The sequence below is a fragment of the Rhizobium sp. BE258 genome (assembly GCF_031457345.1).
Lineage (GTDB): Bacteria > Pseudomonadota > Alphaproteobacteria > Rhizobiales > Rhizobiaceae > Rhizobium.
Window position 1 is genome coordinate 172632 of the sequence record NZ_JAVDWL010000004.1, and the last position, 19167, is coordinate 191798.

The window sequence follows — 19167 nt, forward strand, 5'->3', positions numbered from 1 at the left end:
GCGGCGTAGAGTTCGTGCTCAAAATCCTTCAATCAGCCGTCTTTCTTGCAAAGACGTCAAGCTTTGGTGGCTGACGTGGGCGCAGGTCTGGTGACGGTGGGCTGGTTTGTCACGTCACTCGGCTTCTCGTTCTATCTCAAGCATTTCGCAAATTACGACGCCACCTATCGAGCTTGAGCACCAAACATCGAGGGACACGACGACCGGTTCGCCTCGGTCCATGAGGACTCGAGGCGCGTATGTCGCCGACACGTGGGCGAAGCTTCCGACTGAGTGCGAACACGGCCGTCGCACCGCTGGCTCTCCGGTTTGGTCCGGAGATCGGCCGGCGGCTCGGTCAGATTTTCGGTCGCATGTCCGAACCGATCGACCCGGTTTCCACCCCAGAATGGATAGAGGTCTCCCGCGCGGTCGCGGAGCCAATCGGTGCCGCCGAGACCATCAATAAATCTCTTGGTCGGTTGGTGAAGCAGCTCGTCGGCGAACTCCAGCGCCGGGGGCTTGGCGTCCGGCGCACCGCGGCACGGCCAAGACCGTCCGCCGAACCGGTGACGAACGCGCATTTCCTTGGCTCCAAGTGTGCAGTGAGTTGATTGTGTGTGACGCCACCACGGTCAAGTCAGTGGCTACGGGTGCAGAGACGATGAATGCGCTGACTGGAAATCCTTGAGCGTGGGTTGTCATTGGCGCTTGAAATCCGGTGGTGAAAGAGCCATCTGACCGGCATTTCTGAGCAATGGGGATTATCGATGACGACAGTAGAAGATCGGCAGCCTGAGCACCACGCATTCGAAGCCGATGTCAGCCGGCTGCTGCACATGATGGTGCATTCGGTTTATTCGGACAAGGATGTGTTCCTCCGCGAATTGATTTCGAATGCTGCGGATGCCTGCGAAAAGCTGCGTTACGAGTCGATTTCCCGGCCGCAGCTCTCGGCGGATTCGACCCCGCCGGGAATTCTCGTGAGCCTCAATGAAGAGGCGTTGACCCTCGTCATCGAGGACAATGGCATCGGCATGAGCCGCGATGAAATGATCGACGCGCTCGGCACGATCGCGCGCTCTGGCACGAAGGCGTTCATGGAGCGGCTTGAGGCTGCCAAGGCTGGTGAAAAGGCTGAATTGATCGGCCAGTTCGGCGTCGGCTTCTATTCCTCGTTCATGGTCGCCGAACAGGTCGACGTGATTTCTCGCCGTGCTGGTCAGGACGAAGCCTGGAAATGGTCGTCCGACGGCAAGGGAAGTTACGACATCGTCGCAGTCGATCTCGAAGCGGCGCCGGCGAGGGGCACGCGTGTCGTGCTGCATCTCATGCAGGACGCAAAGAAGTATACGGGCAAATGGACGGTCGAAAAGATCATTCGCGACCAGTCCGGCCACGTGCCTGTCCCCATTCGCCTTCTTGAAAAAGAGGGTGCTGAGCCGTCGCAGGTTTCCGATGGCGCAGCACTTTGGACAAAGCCGAAAAACGAGATATCCAAACAGGACTATGACGATTTTTATCGCGGTGTCTCCGGTCAGTATGACGAGCCACTGGCCAATGTGCATTTCCGCGCCGAGGGTCGCCACGAATACACAACGCTCGCCTTCATCCCCGGTTCTCAGCCCTTCGACCTGTTCGATCCAGACCGCCAGGGTCGGATGAAGCTTTACGTGAAGCGCGTCTTCATTACCGACGAAGCCGAGTTGCTGCCGCGTTACCTGCGGTTCGTCCGCGGCATCGTTGACACCTCGGATCTGCCGCTTAACATTTCCCGCGAGATGATTCAGGAAAGCCCGGTGCTTAGCGCCATCAAGAAAGGCGTGACCAGCCGGATCCTTACCGCGCTGGAGAAAATGGCCGAAGGCGAAGCCGAGACGTTTTCCAAATTCTGGGACCTCTTCGGGGCGATCCTCAAGGAAGGGATCTACGAAGACTTCGAGCGGCGCTCGCAGTTGCTGAAGCTGGCCCGCTTCCGCAGTACCGTGGCCGGTGAGACGACCCGTAATCTGGCCGACTACCTGGCGTCGATGAAAGAGGGGCAGTCGGCGATCTATTACATCAGCGGCTCCAGTCTGGACCAACTAAAATCGTCGCCGCAACTCGAAGGTTTTCGAGCCAGAGGTATCGAAGTCCTTCTCCTTACAGATGGCGTAGATAATTTCTGGCCGACGAATGTCCCAGATTTCGAGGGAAAGTCCTTCAAGTCGGTCACCCAGGGTCTTGCCGATCTGGACGACATTATCGGCGAGGGAAGCACAGATAAGCAGGCCCTGGAAGCCTCTCCCGACGTCGCGGCATTCATCGATTTTGCGCGAGCTAGCCTGAAGGAGGAGGTTACCGACGTGCGGGTCTCCGGTCGGTTGACCGAAAGTGCCGTCTGCCTGGTCGCCTCCGAACATGGGCCAGATCGACAGCTCGAGAAACTTTTGCAGGGGGCAGGGCGGCTACAGACCGCTTCGAAGCCGGTCCTGGAAATCAATGCGCAGAACGAACTCGTGAAAAGCATCGCTGCGATGGACGATCAGGCGTTTCGCGAAGATGCCGCCTGGCTCCTGCTCGACGAAGCCCGCATTCTCGACGGGGACAAGCCTACCAATCCGCGCGCTTTCGCCGAAAGGCAGGCCAGACTGTTTGCATTGGCGATCGGACGGGCGAGGTAGCGCCACACCCAAACGACCTCTTGCTGGCAGGTCAAAAACCTACAATTTGCAGTCTTGCTGGAAAATCGGTCGGATCAAGCTTCGCTGCATAGCAGCCTTCACAGCGAAGCTTGATCCCTGCCGCACCGTGTCCGGCGCCTTTCGAACGCCACAACAGATGGCGATGTCCCGATCTAGCATTGCCGCCCGCATCTTGTATGAAACGAACCTCGCGTCGCTCCTAAAGCCGCAGCAGGCCATCAGCCGTCATGCCGATGATGTCTGGTTCCCGACACCACGTGAAATCGATGCGATTTGTGCAGCCGTTTGGGCAACGGACGGACCAACATCTTTTAATAACTAGGCTGGCGATTTTAGTCCTTCACGGCACGATGCCAATGATCAGTCCGCTTCTACCGATTGCCCGCTCGCCTAATCTTAAAGCTTCCTCAAAGCATATGAGTCGAGGTAACCACAAGCAATGCAACGGAACGTCACCACCTCGTAAACCGCTTTGCCTTTGAGGCTTAAACCGGAAAATAAACTTTTTACAGGTTTTCCTTCAACCCAGGTCTCTGATGACAAGAGGGCGCTGTCCCCTTTCTCGAGCAAAAAACCCTCTTCCATATCGGACCTGCATTGACTGCATTGGTGGGACATATCCAGACCTTATATTGTTAGGCTCTTGTCTCATATTAACCGGCCTCCGGATCTCGTCGAGATCACTCATGCGTGGACCCTGACTGGACCTCCCGGACGACGCTGCCGAATGCTTCCTGAAGGAGTTCGGCCATTGGCCGCGCGCCTTTCTCCTGGTTGAAGATATCTCCAGCAATGCGCATCGCTCCGACGGAAACCATAGCGACGACACGCAACGCCGTTGATCGCTCAGGCTCGGGCCACCGCTCTCTGAGCGCGTCGTATATCTCAAGTTCTTGCTGCACGTATGATATCTGCTTGCGCGCTTGAACGCTTGGACTGGTCCTCATCAACCTATCCATCTCGATCATGTCGTCCGTCGGGATCGCATTACACACGCTCACCACAGCATCTCGTACCGCGTCAATCGGCGTCGAGGTCGCGGGAGCCTTTCGTACCGCATCCGCCAACATCTCGCCGATCCCACTTTGGAGAGACAGTAGAATCTCGTCCTTCGACGTGAAGTAGTAGAAGAAAGTTCTGCGCGAAATCCCTGCGGCCGCGGCAATTTCGTCAAGCGTTGTGTGATCGATTCCTTTCTGAACGAAAAGAGCGATGCCTTTCTCGGTTATGCGCTTTTTTGTCTCGCGCTTCTTTCGTTCCCGTAGGCCATCGCCTGCTTGAACGTCACGCTCGGTTTTCTTCACCACAGCCTCTTGTATAATTACACTCAGTGCGATATTAATTTTACACCAAGTGCGAGAATGATGGAAGAGGCGTGAAATGACCAAGTGGCACGAGACCGACATACCAGATCAGCGCGGGCGATCCGCCGTGGTGACAGGAACGGGTGGACTAGGGCTTGAAACCGCTCTATCGCTCGCCCGCGCAGGGTGCGATGTGACCATAGCCGGCCGCAATCGTGAAAAAGGTGCCGACGCTGTATCGCGCGTTAAATATGCCGCTCCCAAAGCCATTGTGCGGTTTGACACACTCGATCTTGCTGATCTCTCCTCAATCGTGTCGTTCGCCCAGCGGATGGAAAACGAGAGGGAGAGCGTGGATTTGCTGGTGAACAATGCCGGCATCATGGTGCCGCCGAAGCGGCAGGAAACGCGGGATGGCTTCGAGTTGCAATTCGGAACGAACTACCTCGGCCATTTCGCATTGACGGCTCATCTGATGCCACTGCTATCAAGGGGGACGGACGCCCGTGTCGTCACCGTGTCCAGCGTGGCAGCTCGTGCAGGAAAGATCAATTTTGACGACATCAATTCTGAGAGGCACTATCGTCCGATGGAGGCCTACAGCCAGTCGAAACTTGCATGTTTGATGTTTGCGCTCGAGCTCCAGGCTCGAAGCCGAGCTGCAGGGTGGCGCGTCTCAAGCATAGCGGCACATCCCGGGATCTCTCGGACCGATCTGCTGCACAATGCACCCGGACGAAATAGCTTGCAGGGTCTGGCGCGAACCTATCTCTGGTTTCTCTTCCAGCCCGTCGCGCAAGGCGCTTTACCGCAGCTATTCGCCGCCACCTCGAAGGAGGCCAAATCAGGCGGCTACTATGGGCCCGATCGCCTTGGCGAAACACGCGGACATCCGCAACCGGCAAGCATCCCGCAACAGGCTCTCGACAAAGCCGCCAGTCAGCAGCTTTGGGAGATCTCCCAACGTATGACTGGCCTTTAAAATATCCTCATCTGGAGCTGACGAAAAGCGCCTCCGGCCCTTGAACGCCCGCACACACGTCTGTTTGGGCTGGCAGATGACAACTTAGCTTCGAACTCCACGGTCGCGGGTTACGCTAGCGTTGCCGGCTGCGCTACTCCACGGCGTTATCTGCTGTCTTGCCGCGTTAGAAACAGCCTGATCGACGATTCATGCCCCTTTAAACTCACCACAGTCGAAACCCCGAAGGAGATCGAGCGTCGACAAGCGGCCGGGATCCCGCTCAACATGAGATTACGAGGAGCTTCAAGGGTTCCTCGACCCATTCTACCGCAGCTACAAATGCTCGGACGGCCGCAGTCACACGATCTCCGGTAAGATGTTCCATGTGGCTGTTCCCGGTGGCGACACTTTGATCGAGGGGCGATTTAAAATAGAAGGTTCAAAAGAACCGAAATGGATCGATTGGATCGACAGCATTGGTGAAGATGCTGGGAAAGTAATCCCCGCCATCTACACGCTTTCACAGGACATCTTCGAGTCTGCCGCGGCCGATCCAGATATGAAACGTCAGGTAGATTTTTGCGGTGGTAAAGGAATAACGATCAGAGGAATGTCAGAATCTGCGGATAGTGAGCCTGCCAGCTGGGCTCTGTTCAGATCCTAGTCGTCAGCGAAGCATTTTCAACGCGTGCTACCAAACGATTGAGCTTCCGTCATAGGCAAAGAAGCCGCCGGTATTCGCAGGCTGGAGCGCGTCAAGCGCCTGAGGGGCCGATCGCGCGGCCTCGTCTGGCTTCGACCTTTCGTAGCCTGAGGAAAATGGATCCGACAGGGAGGTCGCAACACTGCCCGGATGCATTGCGACCAGCAGCGATGCAGGATTTGCCCTGGACACGTCGATCGCGGCCGTGTGGACCATCTGGTTCAGCGCAGCCTTGGAAGAACGATAAGAAATCCACCCGCCGAGCTCATTGTCGCCAATCGACCCCACGCGAGCCGACAGGAAAGCGAGGATCACCCCGCTTCTTCTTGGCAAGCAACGGAACAAAGTACTTCAATAGTAATGCCGGTCCGATGGCATTGACGGCAAATTGGTTCATCATTGAGATCTGGTGGATCGATTTCTCCGGCCCAACACCATCTATCGTGAGAGCACCTGTCGCGCACACAATCAAATCGAACGACGTTGATTGAAATCGATCGGCTGCGAGATGGACGGATTCCTCGTCAGTGATGTCAAGCTGATCGACACGGCGCGAAAGGCGCACCGTGTTTGAACAATTCGGATCGGATTCCAAAGAATTCGCTATTGCATGGCCGACGCCGCCACTGGCACCGATCACCAAGGCCGAGTATCCGGGGGCCAACGATGTCAGCAGCTTACCCGCCATTGAACGAACTCCCTTCACATAGGATGGTTAGCTCGAACAATCAGCCGCGCACCAGCATCATAAAGCGCGACTGATCCTGCGCAGAGCCGTCGAAACGGCCAAGGAATGTCGTCGTTATGGTTTTTGCACCCTGCTTTTGGATGCCGCGCATCGCCATGCACATATGTTCTGCTTCAATCATGACGGCCAAGCCTTTCGGTCGCAGGCTCTCATCGAAAGCTTTTGCAATCTGCGACGTCATCGTTTCCTGTGTCTGCAGCCGACGGGCATAAAGGTCCACGAGCCGCGCCATTTTTGAAAGTCCAAGAACGGCGCCATCCGGGAAATAGGCGATATGGGCAACACCGTGGAACGGCACCATGTGATGCTCACAATGCGAATGGAATGCGATATCCTTGACGACGACCATGTCTTTGTAACCGGCGACATCCGAAAACGTCTTCGCCAAAATCTCTTCCGGCGCTGCGTCGTAGCCGGCAAAGAGCTCACGATACGCTTTGGTGACGCGCTTCGGGGTGTCAAGAAGGCCCTCCCGCGTTGGGTCGTCGCCAGCCCAGCGGATTAAGGTGCGCACGGCGGCCTCGGCTTCCTCCTGGGTGGGCAGGTCCGCGGCCGCAAAAAATCCGGTGTCGTTTACGATTGCGTCCATCAGAAACGTCCTTCGCTATGATAACCGCGCTGTTACGGCGTCGATCATCGGTCGGATCAAATTTCCGGCAGATCAGATCCCCACTTTTTGATCTGTTTCGCGATGACCTCGTAAACGCGCTTGTATTCTTGGAGTGATGAAAAGGCGCGAACAATCGTGACAGTTGGAAACGGCTTATTTTCGCGCGGTACAGTGAGTGCAATCGATAGCAGGGATCTTGTAATTCGCATTAAAGGCTGCCGCTCGGTTGGCGACGGTGGCGTTCGAAGTGATATAGTCGCGGTGTGCAACACCGGCCGTCCTGCAGCAGCAATGATCCGGCAAGCCGAGTGGCGCAACAATCCGGCCGTGAAAAGTGCAGCGGAGATCTGGTGCGTTCGCGACGCTTCAAAGCTCGCGCAAATTCAACCCGATGCTAGCTGTAAAGGGGCGGCTCACGTTAGCGGGCTGGTGCTGGCGAAGGCGCTTAGTAGCATGGTGGGTCAGTAGGATGGGCAAAAGGCACCGCGTTTTGGCAATCGTCTTGACGTATTTGGGAACGTTACCGTTTTGGCTGCTCATAGTTGTTTCGTTTATCGCGCCACAATTTGAAGCGCAGCGCGCGTTCCTAGCGTATGGAGCAATTATCGCCTCGTTCATGGCGGGAACGCTTTGGCGGAGCGCACTCAACGGTCGCGCCGGCGTCTTCGTTACCCTGTTTAGCAATGTTCTGGCACTGGTCGCATTTGCAACGCTTCTCATCGGATCCATAACGATCGTCCTTTTGGCTCAGATGATTTTGTTTGGTCTTCTCCTCGTCGTTGACGCCAGTACTATCGTCGAAGACGACGACCTGCGTTGGTACCTGAAGCTTCGTGGCAGTGTGACGCTAGTCGTTCTTTTCGCTTATTGCACGATGACGCTTTATTCAGTCCTTTAAGCGGAGCGAGGCGAGAATCAGCCGGAATGGATTGCTCGCGGCGGTCCGCTCCGCATTGTCTCATATGCGAAGATACGCCGCATCACGTCGAGACCCGGTAAGGTTTGGCACGAGCTTTAAGGACCTGTCATAAAGCTCATCAGATGAGCCAAAGCAGGGCTGCATTGCGACAGATACAAGCTATGGAAGGATCATAGCACTAGTCTTTGCTCTCTGAACCTACCCGAACTCACAGGCTTCATAGTCAAAATTATCACTGCGCGGGGAACTCTAGCTGACGCACGTCGTAACCCAGCTCGCTCGCCTTTCGGACCATGCGTTGAAGTTTGCTCTTCGAAGGTACTGCTCGCGCGTAGATCCACAGGTTGGTCATTGAGGGGTCGGCGCTTATAAACCAGGATTTATCCGGTGACTTGTACAAAACCCAGTAATTGAATGTGATGAACCAAGGATAACGGACGCGCATTTTGGCGTTGGTCGTTTCATAATCGGTGATGGTACCGATACCCTTGACGGTCTTCAAGCGTCCTTTCGGTGTATCCACCCTGCAACCATCCTCGACCAGGATCTCGCTAGGCGACGGTCCCTGACGATATGACGAGTAGCCGGCAACACAACCGTCGGTCAGGTACATCGGTCTTCTGGCGATTTCCAGCCAGGTGCCGCGGTAGTGATCTGGTTCGACCTTCACGACATCGGGTTCGGCCCGAGCGAGGCACGTTGCCGACACAACAACGGCGAGAGCGAGAAGCAGCGGCCGTACGCTACGAAGATGATTTTTCATTGAGACCTCCCTTGATCGTTAATTTGCACCTGAGTTCCTGATGTCTCTGATCGGCGCCAAATCCCCGCGTATCGTAGCCCGATAAAGGTCATCAGGCTCGCGACAGCGAACGCATTGAGACTGAATAGCGTGGAAAGATCGCTTTCGCTCCAAACGTGCAACGGCGCACCAATGAATGATCGCGAAGCAACAAAGACGACGAACACGAAGGCAGCTATTCCTCGCTGCCACCATTTCTCATCTGGATGGAACGAAATTGCCGCCAACATGATGCAGGCCGCAAAAAACAATTCTGTTCCGGAGTTCTGGCCGAACAGCTTCGTCTCGAACCATGTATCGAGTGTTCCAATAAGGGGTAGCGCGATTCTAGCAGCTAGCGGCGAGCGGTTCGCCAGAACAGGGATCATCAGCATGAGCGGAGCGGCTGCCAGCGTCCAAAGTGACGCAGGCACTCCATTGCCTACCAGATACCAGACATAGAACGGATAGAATGGCTTGTTTGCGATGATCACCCAAGCGATCGTGACCGTCGCCTGCGTCAAGGGGTCTTGCAGTCGATCGATAGCGTTCATCTGACGGGTCCCATCAAATAGTGGCCGACACCCCAGATGTCGCCGCCTTCGTGACCGAACAGCCCCGCGGTGGAAAGAAAGAACAGCCGCCAACGGCGCTGCCAAAGGGCAGCGCCAGCTCCGTATACCTCGATAAGAATTGGCCGGATCTGTTCAATGCCTCGATCGAAATTGGCAAGCCAGTCGAGCGCAGTGCGGCGATAGTGCAGTCCAGACCAACGCCATTCCGCTTCTACCCGGAAAAGATTGTCGAACCTATGTGGCAGATCGTGAGCCGGCATGATTCCACCTGTGAAGAAATGCTGTGCAATCCAGTCTGCAGGATCGCCGCGGTCGAAGCGGTAGGATCTGTTCTTGTGAGTGAAGACGTGGAGGAAGAGCTTGCCGTCCGGCTTGGTCCAGCCGCGAATACGATGGAGTAGGGCGTTCCAGTTCGACATATGCTCGAACATCTCCACTGAAACCACGCGATCGAACCGCTCGTCGGTCTCAAACTCGTTCATATCGGCAGTGATGACGTCGAGATTGCTGATGCCATGCGTGTTTGCGACGCTGAGAATATGCGAGCGCTGCGACGCCGAATTGGATACTGAGATAATACGAGCCTTCGGAAATTTCTGTGCAAGGTGGAGCGAAAGCGAACCCCAGCCGCAACCAAGCTCAAGGATTTCCATGCCATCTTCGATTTCAGCATGTTTAACGGTCTCCGCGAGCGCGAGCGCCTCCGCTTCGGCAAGTGAGGTCGTGGCGTCGGGATAAAGACAACAGGAATACTTCCGCTGCGGACCGAGGACTTGCGCGAAGAACTCTGCCGGTACCTCGTAATGCTGACGGTTGGCTTCTACCGTATGAGTGGCGACGGGAAAGCGATCCATCTCATCCACGAAAGCCTGTTCAGCCTCGTTGGTTGTCGACAAAAGCCGTCGTTTCATCCTGCTGCAAAGCAAATCTATCGCTGCGAGGGATATCCCGTCTGGTATGGGGGTGCGTTCAGCGGTGTTGATGGCAAAGGCCAGCATGTTCATGGAGCGTCTCCGCGGGGAATGGACGAGGGTTTGCGGCGCGGGCCGGGGAAGAAGGCGTTGACGCGCTGCTGTTGGGCACGAAACCTAGCGCCGCGCGTTCGCAGCATATAATCTTCAAGGGGCGGAATACCGGAGACGTGAACAAGCAGCCAATACATCATGGCCGGAGCCAACAGCGATAACCAGCTCCATATCGACCCAGATAGCGCAAAGAGGGGAAGGCAGCACCAGAACAGCCATTCGAAGAAATAATTTGGATGGCGGGAGTAGCGCCATAGACCCAGCTCGCAAACGCCTGTTCTGGCGCCGGGGGACTTTCTAAAGCGAGCCAATTGGGCATCCGAAGCCGCCTCGCCCCCCAAGGCAATAAAGCCAACTCCAATGGCAATGAAATCCAGAGTGCGAAGGAGATTTTCGCCATTGGCTGCTGCCAGATAGACGGCCAAGACAAGAACGAAAGCGGCAATCGCCTGCACTTGCAAGAACACGAAGAGCCGCCATGGCGCGCTATCGCCCCACTCCTCGATAAATTTCGCGTAGCGGGGGTCCTCTTTCGCACCTCTGGTGCGCGCGCCAATATGGCTGGCGAGCCTGAGCGACCAGAGTGCCACGAACATCAGCACCATTATGCGACGACTGGTATTACCATCGGCGAAGATTGCCGCCGCGATGCCGCCGGCCCCCACAGCCAGAGACCAAATCGTGTCAATCCAGCCGCTGAGGCCGGTCGTGCGCTGTATCACCCACGCGCCAGCCATCGCCACAGAGAGCCCAATCGCGATGATGACTAGAGGATTGATGTCCATCATATTCCCGAGAACGATTTGCTTCCGAGCGCCTCTACGCCGGTTGCGGCAACTCGGTTTGCGGACCGCAATCAAAAAATGCGAAAAAATCTTCGCTTGAGAGAACCGCTGCGAATTCAGTCCGTAAAGATCGTCAATTCTTAAATTTATAGAGAGAGGATACCTATGGCATTTGGAGCTCGCGCTGCCGGATCACGCCGCATCAAGGTTGGGATTATCGGCAGCGGAATCTCAGGTCTTTCCGCCGCTTGGCTTTTGGCAAAAAATCATGACGTGACCGTGTTCGAGGCCGCGGATCGCATTGGCGGTCACAGCAACACCGTAGAATTCGAGGCTGACAGCGGCAAGGTTGCGGTGGATACCGGCTTCATCGTCTACAACGAAGTGACCTATCCCAATCTCACGGCGCTGTTCGACACACTGGACGTCTCGACAGCAGCCTCCGATATGTCATTCGCAGTATCCCTCAACGAAGGGCAATTCGAGTATTCCGGCGGCACTGGACTTGGCCTGTTCGCCCAGTGGTCAAACGTCGCCAATCCCCGCTTCTGGTCGATGATGCGCGATCTTCTGCGCTTTTATCGCAACGCACCGCGCGATCTCCCATTAATGGGCGGCATTTCTCTAAACGACTATCTTCATCGGAGCGGTTACGGACGCGCATTTCGCGAGGACCACCTCTATCCGATGGCGGCGGCGATCTGGTCGACGCCTGCGATGGAGGTTGGCGCCTATCCTGCAGCCAGCTTTGTCAAATTCTGTTGCAATCACGGACTTCTTGCTCTCTGGAATAGACCAGCGTGGCGCACGGTCCGGGGCGGCAGTCGGGAGTATGTGGCGCGGATGACTGCTGGTTTCGCTGACCGTGTAAAGCTCTCGACGCCAGTTAGAAATATCCGCCGCCTCAGCGATCACGTCGAAGTGCGCGACGCGACTGGAAAAATCTATATGTTCGATGACGTTGTCGTTGCGACGCATGCGGACCAGGCGCTCCGGATGTTAGCCGACCCCACCGAAGAGGAGCGCAGGATCCTTGGAAGCTTTCGCTATTCTCGGAACGAGGCGGTTCTGCATGGCGATACCGGCTTCATGCCAAGGCGCCGTGCAGCCTGGTCAAGCTGGAACTACGTCGCCGACAGAGGAGTTTCGGACCGGCGGGATCAGGCGAAGCCATCGATCACCTACTGGATGAACAAGCTGCAGCCTCTCGGTGTTGCGCCCCCCACCTTCGTCACGCTCAATCCGACCCGTCCACCGCGCGCCGATTCGATCATCGCAACAGAGACTTACGAGCATCCGGTTTTCGATCTCGCCACAGACCGGGCCCAGCGCGAAATCTGGTCACTTCAGGGCACACGAAAGACTTGGTTTTGCGGCGCACACTTCGGCTCTGGTTTCCATGAGGACGGCATTCAGGCGGGTCTCGCCGTCGCCGAAGATCTCGGCGGCGTGCGGCGCCCATGGGAAGTCAGTGATGAAAGCGGCCGCATCGTCCGCATCCCGTCGGCACGACCGTTTGACTTGATGGCTGCCGACCAGAAGGTGATGGCATGACGATTACAAGCAGAACGTCATGGCCTCTTGGACGAGACCAGTCAATTTCCTGTCGTGCAAATTCCCAAGTTCTCGAGGCAGGATCCCATGGCGCAATTTGACGAAACTACCACCCCACCGATCGCAGCTCCGGCCGAGCGGCCGAAGGTTGGCATTGGTGGTGTTTTATTTGGTAGGCTGATCAAAGACCTTCGGCGGGGCAGGTTGACGATCATCCTGCCGAAAGGGGAAGACGTAACAAAGCGAGGAACTGAGGACGGACCGGACGCGACAATTGTGATCCGCCGATGGGGTGCACTTCGCAGGCTCGCTGTGTCGGGCGATCTCGGAGCGGCAGAAGGCTATATTCACGGAGATTGGACCACGCCAGATCTGACGGCGCTAATACGTTTGGTGGCCGCAAACGCGACGCCTTTGTCGCCTGCTCTGTCCGGTACCTGGATAGCAAGGCTTGTCAGCCGCCTGCGTCATATTCTGAATTCCAATACCAGGCGTGGTAGCCGCCGGAACGTTGAAGCCCATTACGATCTGGGCAACGAGTTCTACAAGCACTGGCTTGATAGCTCGATGCTGTACTCATCGGCCGTCTTCGAGAGTGCAACTCAGACTCTTGAATCGGCGCAGCAAAATCGGCTCCAGCTCATTCGCGACAAGCTGGACATGTCGGATGGGCATTGCGTCCTCGAGGTCGGTTGCGGATGGGGCGCTCTGGCGCTCGACATAGCCACACATTCAAATTCACATGTGATGGGCTTAACGCTGTCGCCCTCGCAACTCAAGTGGGCGAACCGCGCCGTAGAGTTGGCGGGTAAAACAAGTCAGGTTGAATTGCGGCTGCAAGACTATCGTGATCTTCACGGTCAGTTTGATCGTATCGTATCCATCGAGATGTTCGAAGCGGTCGGTGAAGCCTATTGGCCGGATTACTTCGCGATGATCAAGCGGTGCATGACATCAGGCGGGCGAACCTTGCTACAGGTCATCTCGATCGAAGAGAGCCGCTTCGACGCCTATCGCGGCAGCACCGATTTCATCCAAAGATACATCTTTCCTGGCGGATTTCTGCCGTCCGACGCAGCTCTCCGGGACGCTGTCTCAGACGCAGGGCTCAAGCTGACGGAAGTCGAACATTTCGGCAGATCCTACGCTCGTACCCTGCGGGAATGGCGCACACGGTTCCACGCGAATTGGCCGGCTATCGCCGCTCTCGGCTTCGACGAGACGTTCAAGCGGATGTGGCACTACTATCTTTGTTACTGCGAGGCAGGGTTTGAGGAGGAAAGCATCAATGTTGGACTTTATACGATCGAGCATGCCTAAGAAGGCGCTCTTTGACAGGAACACAACCAAATCGTTTGCCTGGGCAATTCCGGTTGTTCTTGTTGGAGCTGTATTCCCTGCTGAAGCCGCCGATATAAACGGCAACTGGGCCCGCGGAGACGGGAATGCGCGTGTGCATATTGCACCTTGCGGCCCTGATCTCTGCGCGGTCAACACATGGATAAAGCCCGGTACGCCGAAAGAGAAGGAAGGCGACAAACTGGTCATGTCGATCAAGGAGGACAGTGAGGGCAGCTATTCCGGCACCGCTTTCGATCCGCAACGCGATCTGAGCTACAAGCTTACCGTCAAGGTCGACGGCGCCAGGATGACCACGAAAGGCTGTGTCATCGCCGGTCTGATCTGCAAGGGCGTGGACTGGACACGCATAAACTGAGCTTGGAAATCCATCTGGGAGCCCCGTATGAAAACGTACCTGACCGCCTATACCGCAACGCTGATCGCCTTCGTTGCCATCGATTTTGTCTGGCTGAGCGCAATGGCCGACCGTCTCTATCGACCAACGTTGGGCGACATGCTTGCGCCGCAGTTCCGATTGGCGCCTGCTGCGGCATTTTACCTGATTTACGCCGCGGGGTTGACCTTCCTCGCTGTCCGGACGGGTTTGACGTCAGGATCAATGACGACAGCAGTCATCTACGGCGCAGCCGTTGGCTTCATGGCTTATGCCACCTATGATCTGACCAACCAGTCTACCTTAAGAAACTGGTCGACTGTCTTGACGGTCGCCGACCTCATTTGGGGAACAGTCTTGTCAGCGGCAGCATCAGGCGTCGGTTTTTGGGTCACATATCGGATCTTTGGGGCTGTGGCGCGCCTCTGATGTCCGCACGCGACGTGGGCCGGCAGGCGCTATCGAAGCCCAAGCAAAGACTTGGAGGCCAATTTTTAGAGTTCATTTTTTTGATCCAGCAGCACGCTGATGCGTAGGTTACGCCATGAATATGCAGATGCCGCTTCGAATCGGAGTACTTCGAACCACATGCGCTGACGCGAAAGTGTGGTCGTCTTCAGGCGGAGCGCGAAAGGTCGGGAAATTGGAGGAAGAGACCGTTAGCTTAGATGCCGAGCGGATTAAAGCGCTGATGTCCGCTGTGGCAGAGTCACGCGATATCGTGGCGTTCGAACTCTTGTACAGGCACTTCTATCCGCGCGTACGCTCTTACATGGTCAAGATGACGAGAGGAAACCGCATACTCGCAGAGGAGCTGGCGCAGGAAACGATGATGCGCGTCTGGCACAAGGCAACGCTTTTCGATCCGTCCAAGGCCCAGGCGTCAACGTGGATATTCACGATCGCCAGAAATCAGATGATCGACTCTGTTCGAAGAGCGATAAAGCCTGACTTCGATCCAAACGATCCGGCATTCGTCCCGGATGAGTTTGAGGCCGCCGACTCGCTAATCGAGCGTCAGCAAAGTGCTGCAGCGCTGCGCGGCGCGATGACGACATTGAAGGGCAGATATGCGGAAGTGCTGCGCATGTCGTTTTTCGAGGGGCTCACCCATTCGACGATCGCGGAAAAACTAAACCTCCCAATTGGAACGGTGAAATCAAGGATTAGGCTTGCATGCGAGAAACTGCGCGTAGCGCTTCAGGACGAGGCCAAATGATCGAACATCATCTGGATGATGACATGCTCCAGCAATATGCGGCCGGAACCCTGGCTGAAGGCTGGAGCGTTGCTGTGGCGACTCATCTTGCCTTATGCCCGGCATGCCGCTCAAAGCTTTCAATGCTGGAAAGCGTTGGCGGTTATTTTATTGACAGCGAACCTGCTGATGAAGCCGCGGTGTCACAAAGCTGGGAGAGTCTCAAAGCTAAGATCGATGCGGGTCAGATCGACAAGGTTGTGCCCATTAAGAAAGGCTCGTGGTCTGATCACACGTACCCGCAGCCGCTGAGGACCTATATCGAAGCAGCCGGAGGCCTGAAATGGCGCCAGCTCGGTCGAGGCGCTGCCCAAATGATGATACCGACCAGCGACGAAACAACGACAGTGAGATTGCTCAAGATTCCGGCCGGTCAGCCGGTCCCGGAGCATTCTCACCGAGGCGTTGAATTAACGCTTGTGCTTGACGGCAGTTTTAGCGACGAGGTTTCGCGATTTGCGCGAGGCGATGTCGAGATGGCCGACGACAGCTTGACGCATCAGCCGAAAGCTGATGCTGGCAGAGACTGTATATGTCTTGCCGTGACCGAGGCGCCCCTACGCTTCAAGAGCAGGTTTTTGCGGTTGATACAGCCAATCCTCGGGATTTGACTTCAGTATTCATCGGCCGAGTAACCGCAGACCTTCCCACTACCTGCCGTTCAGATCATGCTGAACTATATTTGTCTGATTTTTGAACCGGAGCGGCGGTCATTCGTAGAACCTCTACCGAGCCAAGAGGCCGGCATTGAGAGGAGATGATCATGAAGAAATTTCTGGTAGTTTCGGCAGTCGCGTTGGCCAGCATGATGACAGGCAGCCTGGCTGCATATGCCGCCAACCCTAAGGTTGGCGGAGCGGCGATGTTCGAGGACAAGAACATCGTTGAAAACGCTGTGAATTCGAAGGATCACACGACGCTCGTCGCTGCCGTCAAGGCTGCGGGCCTGGTGTCGACGCTTGAAGGGAAGGGGCCATTTACCGTGTTTGCTCCGACCAACGAAGCCTTTGATGCCCTTCCCAAAGGGACCGTCGAGACCCTACTCAAGCCAGAGAACAAGGACAAGCTCGTCAAAATTCTGACTTGCCACGTGGTCGCAGCTGATGCCATGGCCAGCACCGTCGCCAAGATGATCAAGGATGATGGCGGCGAACATGACATCAAGACCGTCGGCGGCTGCGTTTTGAAGGCCAAGGAAAACATGGGCAAGATCACGCTTACCGACGAGGCGGGAGGAACTGCTACCGTGACGATCGCTGACGTCAAGCAGTCGAACGGCGTGATCCACGTCGTTGATAAGGTACTTCTTCCGAAGATGTGAGTTCGAGCGCCGGGCCGAATTATCGGCCCGGCATTTTCTCGGTCTGAATAGATCTTCTCTTTTTTAGGTATCGGGCGCGTTCGAACGCTAACCGGCGGCAACGCCAGTGCGGAGTGGCCGGACCTAGACGCCAATTAGCATCATTCCCCGGAAACATTGTCTGTCATCTCCGTCGCGGCGAACGAGCCCCAGCGCCGTTTAGTCGCTGGATACAGCGTCCGTGAAGTTGCTGCCTGGGCGCTGGCGGGGCTCATCAGCGGGACACAGGCGCTCCGGCTCGTCGCGATCCGCGCGGAGGCGATGAAACTAGCAAGTCGCGGTCGCGAAGGATTGACGTTTGCCCGGGGATTGAAGCGGGAGTCAGTCGCAAGATTATGCCGCGCGCAGGAAACTGCAATTGCGATCGCCAATCCCGGCAATGGATTCGTCGTAAGGGGCACAGTCGCCGTCCTCCAAACTTTAGAAGAAGAGGCAGTTCGCAGCGGCGCCGAGCGTATTGTCCGTCTTAAAGTCCATGTTGCCTCACATACGCCAAGACTCGCAAACGCATCTGCCGCGTTTGCATCTTCTCTAGCAAAAGCAGCCATCTGCCCTGAGGTTCCGAGCGGGATTCTTCTCTTCAGTGGTATCGACGGCGCCTCGGTGCTTGATCTCACGTCAGCTCAGATTAAGCTCGCTGATCAAATCTCGCATACAGTTGAATGGGCCAGGTGTCTGGAGAGTTGCAAGGAGGTTGGCGCAAGTGCATTTCTGGAACTCGGCCCCGGACACGCTTTGAGCGCTACGGCGGCCGAAGTCGATCCACAAACGCTGTGCCGAAGACTTTAAAGCACTCTCTGGACTACGGGATCTGGTCGGCAGTCAGTCTCAACCATAGGCGTCGACCTTAGGCTGAGGTTAACAACTGGCTTTCATTTGCGATCGTCGGCTTAGCATCCCACCAGCTCGATCTGACGTTGAAGAACCGGAAAAAAGCGGTTCCAGCCGCTCGATCTCAACTCGGAAACATCGGGTAAATCAAACCCAACGCGTTTCCTGGCAGTTTCGCGCAACTTGCCCGACCGGGGATCTTCACTCGAACTACAGTCGAGCCGATTCTGCCGCTCTGACCAGAGACAATGGCTTCCTATCTTGGTTGCGGCAAACTGAAAGTGAAGTCCGACACGCGGGCAGTCATGCCATCCGGATCGGCCATGTCTGTCAGAGCCGTTCTCCGATCGCTTTGGAAAGCCTAGTTGCACTTAGAAATGCTGCTTCGACTCTGTTGCCAATCGTCCAATCTCCGCATGCAGCAAGACCGTTTTCAAGGTCCATAAGAACGTCACTTTCACTGACTGTCTGTACATTGGCGAACTTCCAGCGATGGACGTTAGCCGAGAGAACACCTTCGGGAACGCCGGGCAGCAGTCTAGCCAGGCTATCGAGCATGGCCGTACGAACGACTTCCAAGTCGTCATCGACGTGTCGATCGGCCCATTGGTTTTGCGAGTGAACGACAATCGTCGGCAAAGGCGAGCGTTGCGGGCGTGACGTGCAGTCGGCGACCCATGCGATCACCTCGTCGTCATAGCGCACCGCACAGTGGCGTCCCAAGGCACGCGATTGAAGGATGAGCATCAGTGTAAAGCAAGCATTCATCTTTGTGCTCGCTGCGGCTCGAAAGCCGCTGTAGTTCGCAGGCATCAAGGCCATCGCCTGGGGAGCAGGACAGGCGGCGACAACCCAGTCGAAGGGACCAGCTCGCTCGTAACCAGTGGCGAGTCTCCAGTTACACGGGCTCCCTTCGATAGCATCAATCGTCACGCCTAGCCGGATGTCCAATCCATGTGCCATCCACTTAGGAAGCGCCGTCATGGATGGTACGCCGACAAATCTTGGGGCACGATCGCTCTCGTCGATGATTGATGCGGAGCCCATCGATGACGAGCCGATGGTTCCTGACCACGTTTCGACGAAGCCGAGTTCGAGTGCCGGCTCTAACATAGCGTGGAACAAGGGGTCGCGGACGGTAAAATACTGGGCGCCGTGATCGAACGTGATTTCGCCGGCACGCCGGGTTGCCATTCTGCCTCCGACACCATGGCTCTTTTCAAAGATCGTAATGTCAGCAATGCCATGCAGCGATCGTGCGAAGGTCAGTCCTGCAATCCCGGCCCCTATAACTGCAATTTTCTTTCGATCGGACATCACATTTCCTTTGTATTGACCTTACGTAGAATGGT

The 19167-nt window shown here is 56.2% G+C and carries 19 protein-coding genes and 3 pseudogenes; 14 read left to right on the plus strand and 8 right to left on the minus strand.

Annotated features, from left to right (window positions below; all coding sequences use genetic code 11):
- Positions 1-43: 43 nt before the first annotated feature.
- The 3 genes and pseudogenes from J2X43_RS15235 to htpG form a co-directional block, all read left to right on the plus strand.
- Positions 44-253: pseudogene (locus tag J2X43_RS15235) on the plus strand (ribonuclease); the annotation flags it as partial.
- A 22-nt stretch (positions 254-275) separates the two neighbouring features.
- Positions 276-515, plus strand: a pseudogene (locus J2X43_RS15240) (DNA polymerase Y family protein); the annotation flags it as partial.
- 234 nt (positions 516-749) lie between these two features.
- A complete protein-coding gene (gene htpG / locus J2X43_RS15245; RefSeq protein ID WP_112389434.1) occupies positions 750-2642 on the plus strand; it encodes a molecular chaperone HtpG in 1893 nt (630 codons plus the stop codon).
- 701 nt (positions 2643-3343) lie between these two features.
- On the opposite strand, the gene J2X43_RS15250 is transcribed toward htpG, so the two are convergent.
- Positions 3344-3967 (minus strand): TetR/AcrR family transcriptional regulator, encoded by a 624-nt coding sequence (locus tag J2X43_RS15250; RefSeq protein ID WP_112389546.1) that lies wholly within the window; start codon positions 3965-3967, stop codon positions 3344-3346.
- Between the two features lie 76 nt (positions 3968-4043).
- Here J2X43_RS15250 and J2X43_RS15255 point away from each other — a divergent pair, with 76 nt between their 5' ends.
- Positions 4044-4949, plus strand: coding sequence for an SDR family oxidoreductase (locus J2X43_RS15255; RefSeq protein WP_112389432.1), 906 nt, complete (start codon positions 4044-4046; stop codon positions 4947-4949).
- Between the two features lie 367 nt (positions 4950-5316).
- A complete protein-coding gene (locus J2X43_RS15260) occupies positions 5317-5595 on the plus strand; it encodes a hypothetical protein (RefSeq protein WP_162706046.1) in 279 nt (92 codons plus the stop codon).
- 27 nt (positions 5596-5622) lie between these two features.
- On the opposite strand, the pseudogene J2X43_RS15265 reads toward J2X43_RS15260, so the two are convergent.
- Positions 5623-6322: pseudogene (locus J2X43_RS15265) on the minus strand (SDR family NAD(P)-dependent oxidoreductase).
- A gap of 40 nt (positions 6323-6362) precedes the next feature.
- Positions 6363-6971 carry a GTP cyclohydrolase I FolE gene (folE, locus tag J2X43_RS15270; RefSeq protein WP_112389430.1) on the minus strand — a complete coding sequence of 203 codons (609 nt, stop codon included), beginning with the start codon at positions 6969-6971 and terminating at the stop codon, positions 6363-6365.
- A 511-nt stretch (positions 6972-7482) separates the two neighbouring features.
- On the opposite strand from folE, the gene J2X43_RS15275 reads away from it, so the two are divergent.
- A complete protein-coding gene (locus J2X43_RS15275; RefSeq protein ID WP_162702714.1) occupies positions 7483-7890 on the plus strand; it encodes a DUF3429 domain-containing protein in 408 nt (135 codons plus the stop codon).
- 253 nt (positions 7891-8143) lie between these two features.
- On the opposite strand, the gene J2X43_RS15280 is transcribed toward J2X43_RS15275, so the two are convergent.
- The 4 genes from J2X43_RS15280 to J2X43_RS15295 are packed head-to-tail and all read right to left on the minus strand — an operon-like array spanning position 8144 to position 11080.
- The gene (locus tag J2X43_RS15280) at positions 8144-8674 is read right to left on the minus strand and encodes a lipocalin family protein (RefSeq protein WP_112389428.1); all 531 of its coding nucleotides are present in this window, start codon (positions 8672-8674) and stop codon (positions 8144-8146) included.
- A complete protein-coding gene (locus tag J2X43_RS15285; RefSeq protein ID WP_112389427.1) occupies positions 8671-9246 on the minus strand; it encodes a hypothetical protein in 576 nt (191 codons plus the stop codon). The genes J2X43_RS15280 and J2X43_RS15285 overlap by 4 nt, the downstream gene beginning before the upstream one ends.
- Positions 9243-10271: a cyclopropane-fatty-acyl-phospholipid synthase family protein gene (locus J2X43_RS15290; protein WP_112389426.1), complete on the minus strand. Its 1029-nt coding sequence runs from the start codon at positions 10269-10271 to the stop codon at positions 9243-9245. The genes J2X43_RS15285 and J2X43_RS15290 overlap by 4 nt, the downstream gene beginning before the upstream one ends.
- Positions 10268-11080 carry a DUF1295 domain-containing protein gene (locus J2X43_RS15295; protein WP_047636765.1) on the minus strand — a complete coding sequence of 271 codons (813 nt, stop codon included), beginning with the start codon at positions 11078-11080 and terminating at the stop codon, positions 10268-10270. The genes J2X43_RS15290 and J2X43_RS15295 overlap by 4 nt, the downstream gene beginning before the upstream one ends.
- Before the next feature lie 162 nt (positions 11081-11242).
- Between J2X43_RS15295 and J2X43_RS15300 the strand changes: the two genes are divergently transcribed.
- The 8 genes from J2X43_RS15300 (at position 11243) to J2X43_RS15335 (ending at position 17773) form a co-directional block, all read left to right on the plus strand.
- Positions 11243-12631 carry an NAD(P)/FAD-dependent oxidoreductase gene (locus tag J2X43_RS15300; protein ID WP_112389425.1) on the plus strand — a complete coding sequence of 463 codons (1389 nt, stop codon included), beginning with the start codon at positions 11243-11245 and terminating at the stop codon, positions 12629-12631.
- An 87-nt stretch (positions 12632-12718) separates the two neighbouring features.
- Positions 12719-13951, plus strand: coding sequence for a cyclopropane-fatty-acyl-phospholipid synthase family protein (locus J2X43_RS15305; RefSeq protein ID WP_310295159.1), 1233 nt, complete (start codon positions 12719-12721; stop codon positions 13949-13951).
- A complete protein-coding gene (locus tag J2X43_RS15310) occupies positions 13944-14348 on the plus strand; it encodes a DUF2147 domain-containing protein (RefSeq protein WP_310295161.1) in 405 nt (134 codons plus the stop codon). Before J2X43_RS15305 ends, J2X43_RS15310 begins: the two co-directional genes overlap by 8 nt.
- Positions 14349-14375: 27 nt before the next feature.
- A complete protein-coding gene (locus J2X43_RS15315) occupies positions 14376-14795 on the plus strand; it encodes a DUF2177 family protein (protein ID WP_112389424.1) in 420 nt (139 codons plus the stop codon).
- A 214-nt stretch (positions 14796-15009) separates the two neighbouring features.
- Positions 15010-15585: a sigma-70 family RNA polymerase sigma factor gene (locus J2X43_RS15320; RefSeq protein ID WP_310295164.1), complete on the plus strand. Its 576-nt coding sequence runs from the start codon at positions 15010-15012 to the stop codon at positions 15583-15585.
- The gene (locus tag J2X43_RS15325; protein WP_310295166.1) at positions 15582-16235 is read left to right on the plus strand and encodes a ChrR family anti-sigma-E factor; all 654 of its coding nucleotides are present in this window, start codon (positions 15582-15584) and stop codon (positions 16233-16235) included. Before J2X43_RS15320 ends, J2X43_RS15325 begins: the two co-directional genes overlap by 4 nt.
- A gap of 152 nt (positions 16236-16387) precedes the next feature.
- Positions 16388-16945, plus strand: coding sequence for a fasciclin domain-containing protein (locus J2X43_RS15330; protein WP_405049597.1), 558 nt, complete (start codon positions 16388-16390; stop codon positions 16943-16945).
- 156 nt (positions 16946-17101) lie between these two features.
- Entirely contained in the window at positions 17102-17773 is a 672-nt protein-coding gene (locus J2X43_RS15335; RefSeq protein WP_310295168.1) for an acyltransferase domain-containing protein, read from the plus strand.
- Between the two features lie 372 nt (positions 17774-18145).
- Here the strand turns inward: J2X43_RS15335 and J2X43_RS15340 are convergent, their stop codons facing one another.
- Positions 18146-19132 carry an NAD(P)-binding protein gene (locus J2X43_RS15340; RefSeq protein WP_112389421.1) on the minus strand — a complete coding sequence of 329 codons (987 nt, stop codon included), beginning with the start codon at positions 19130-19132 and terminating at the stop codon, positions 18146-18148.
- Positions 19133-19167: the final 35 nt, after the last annotated feature.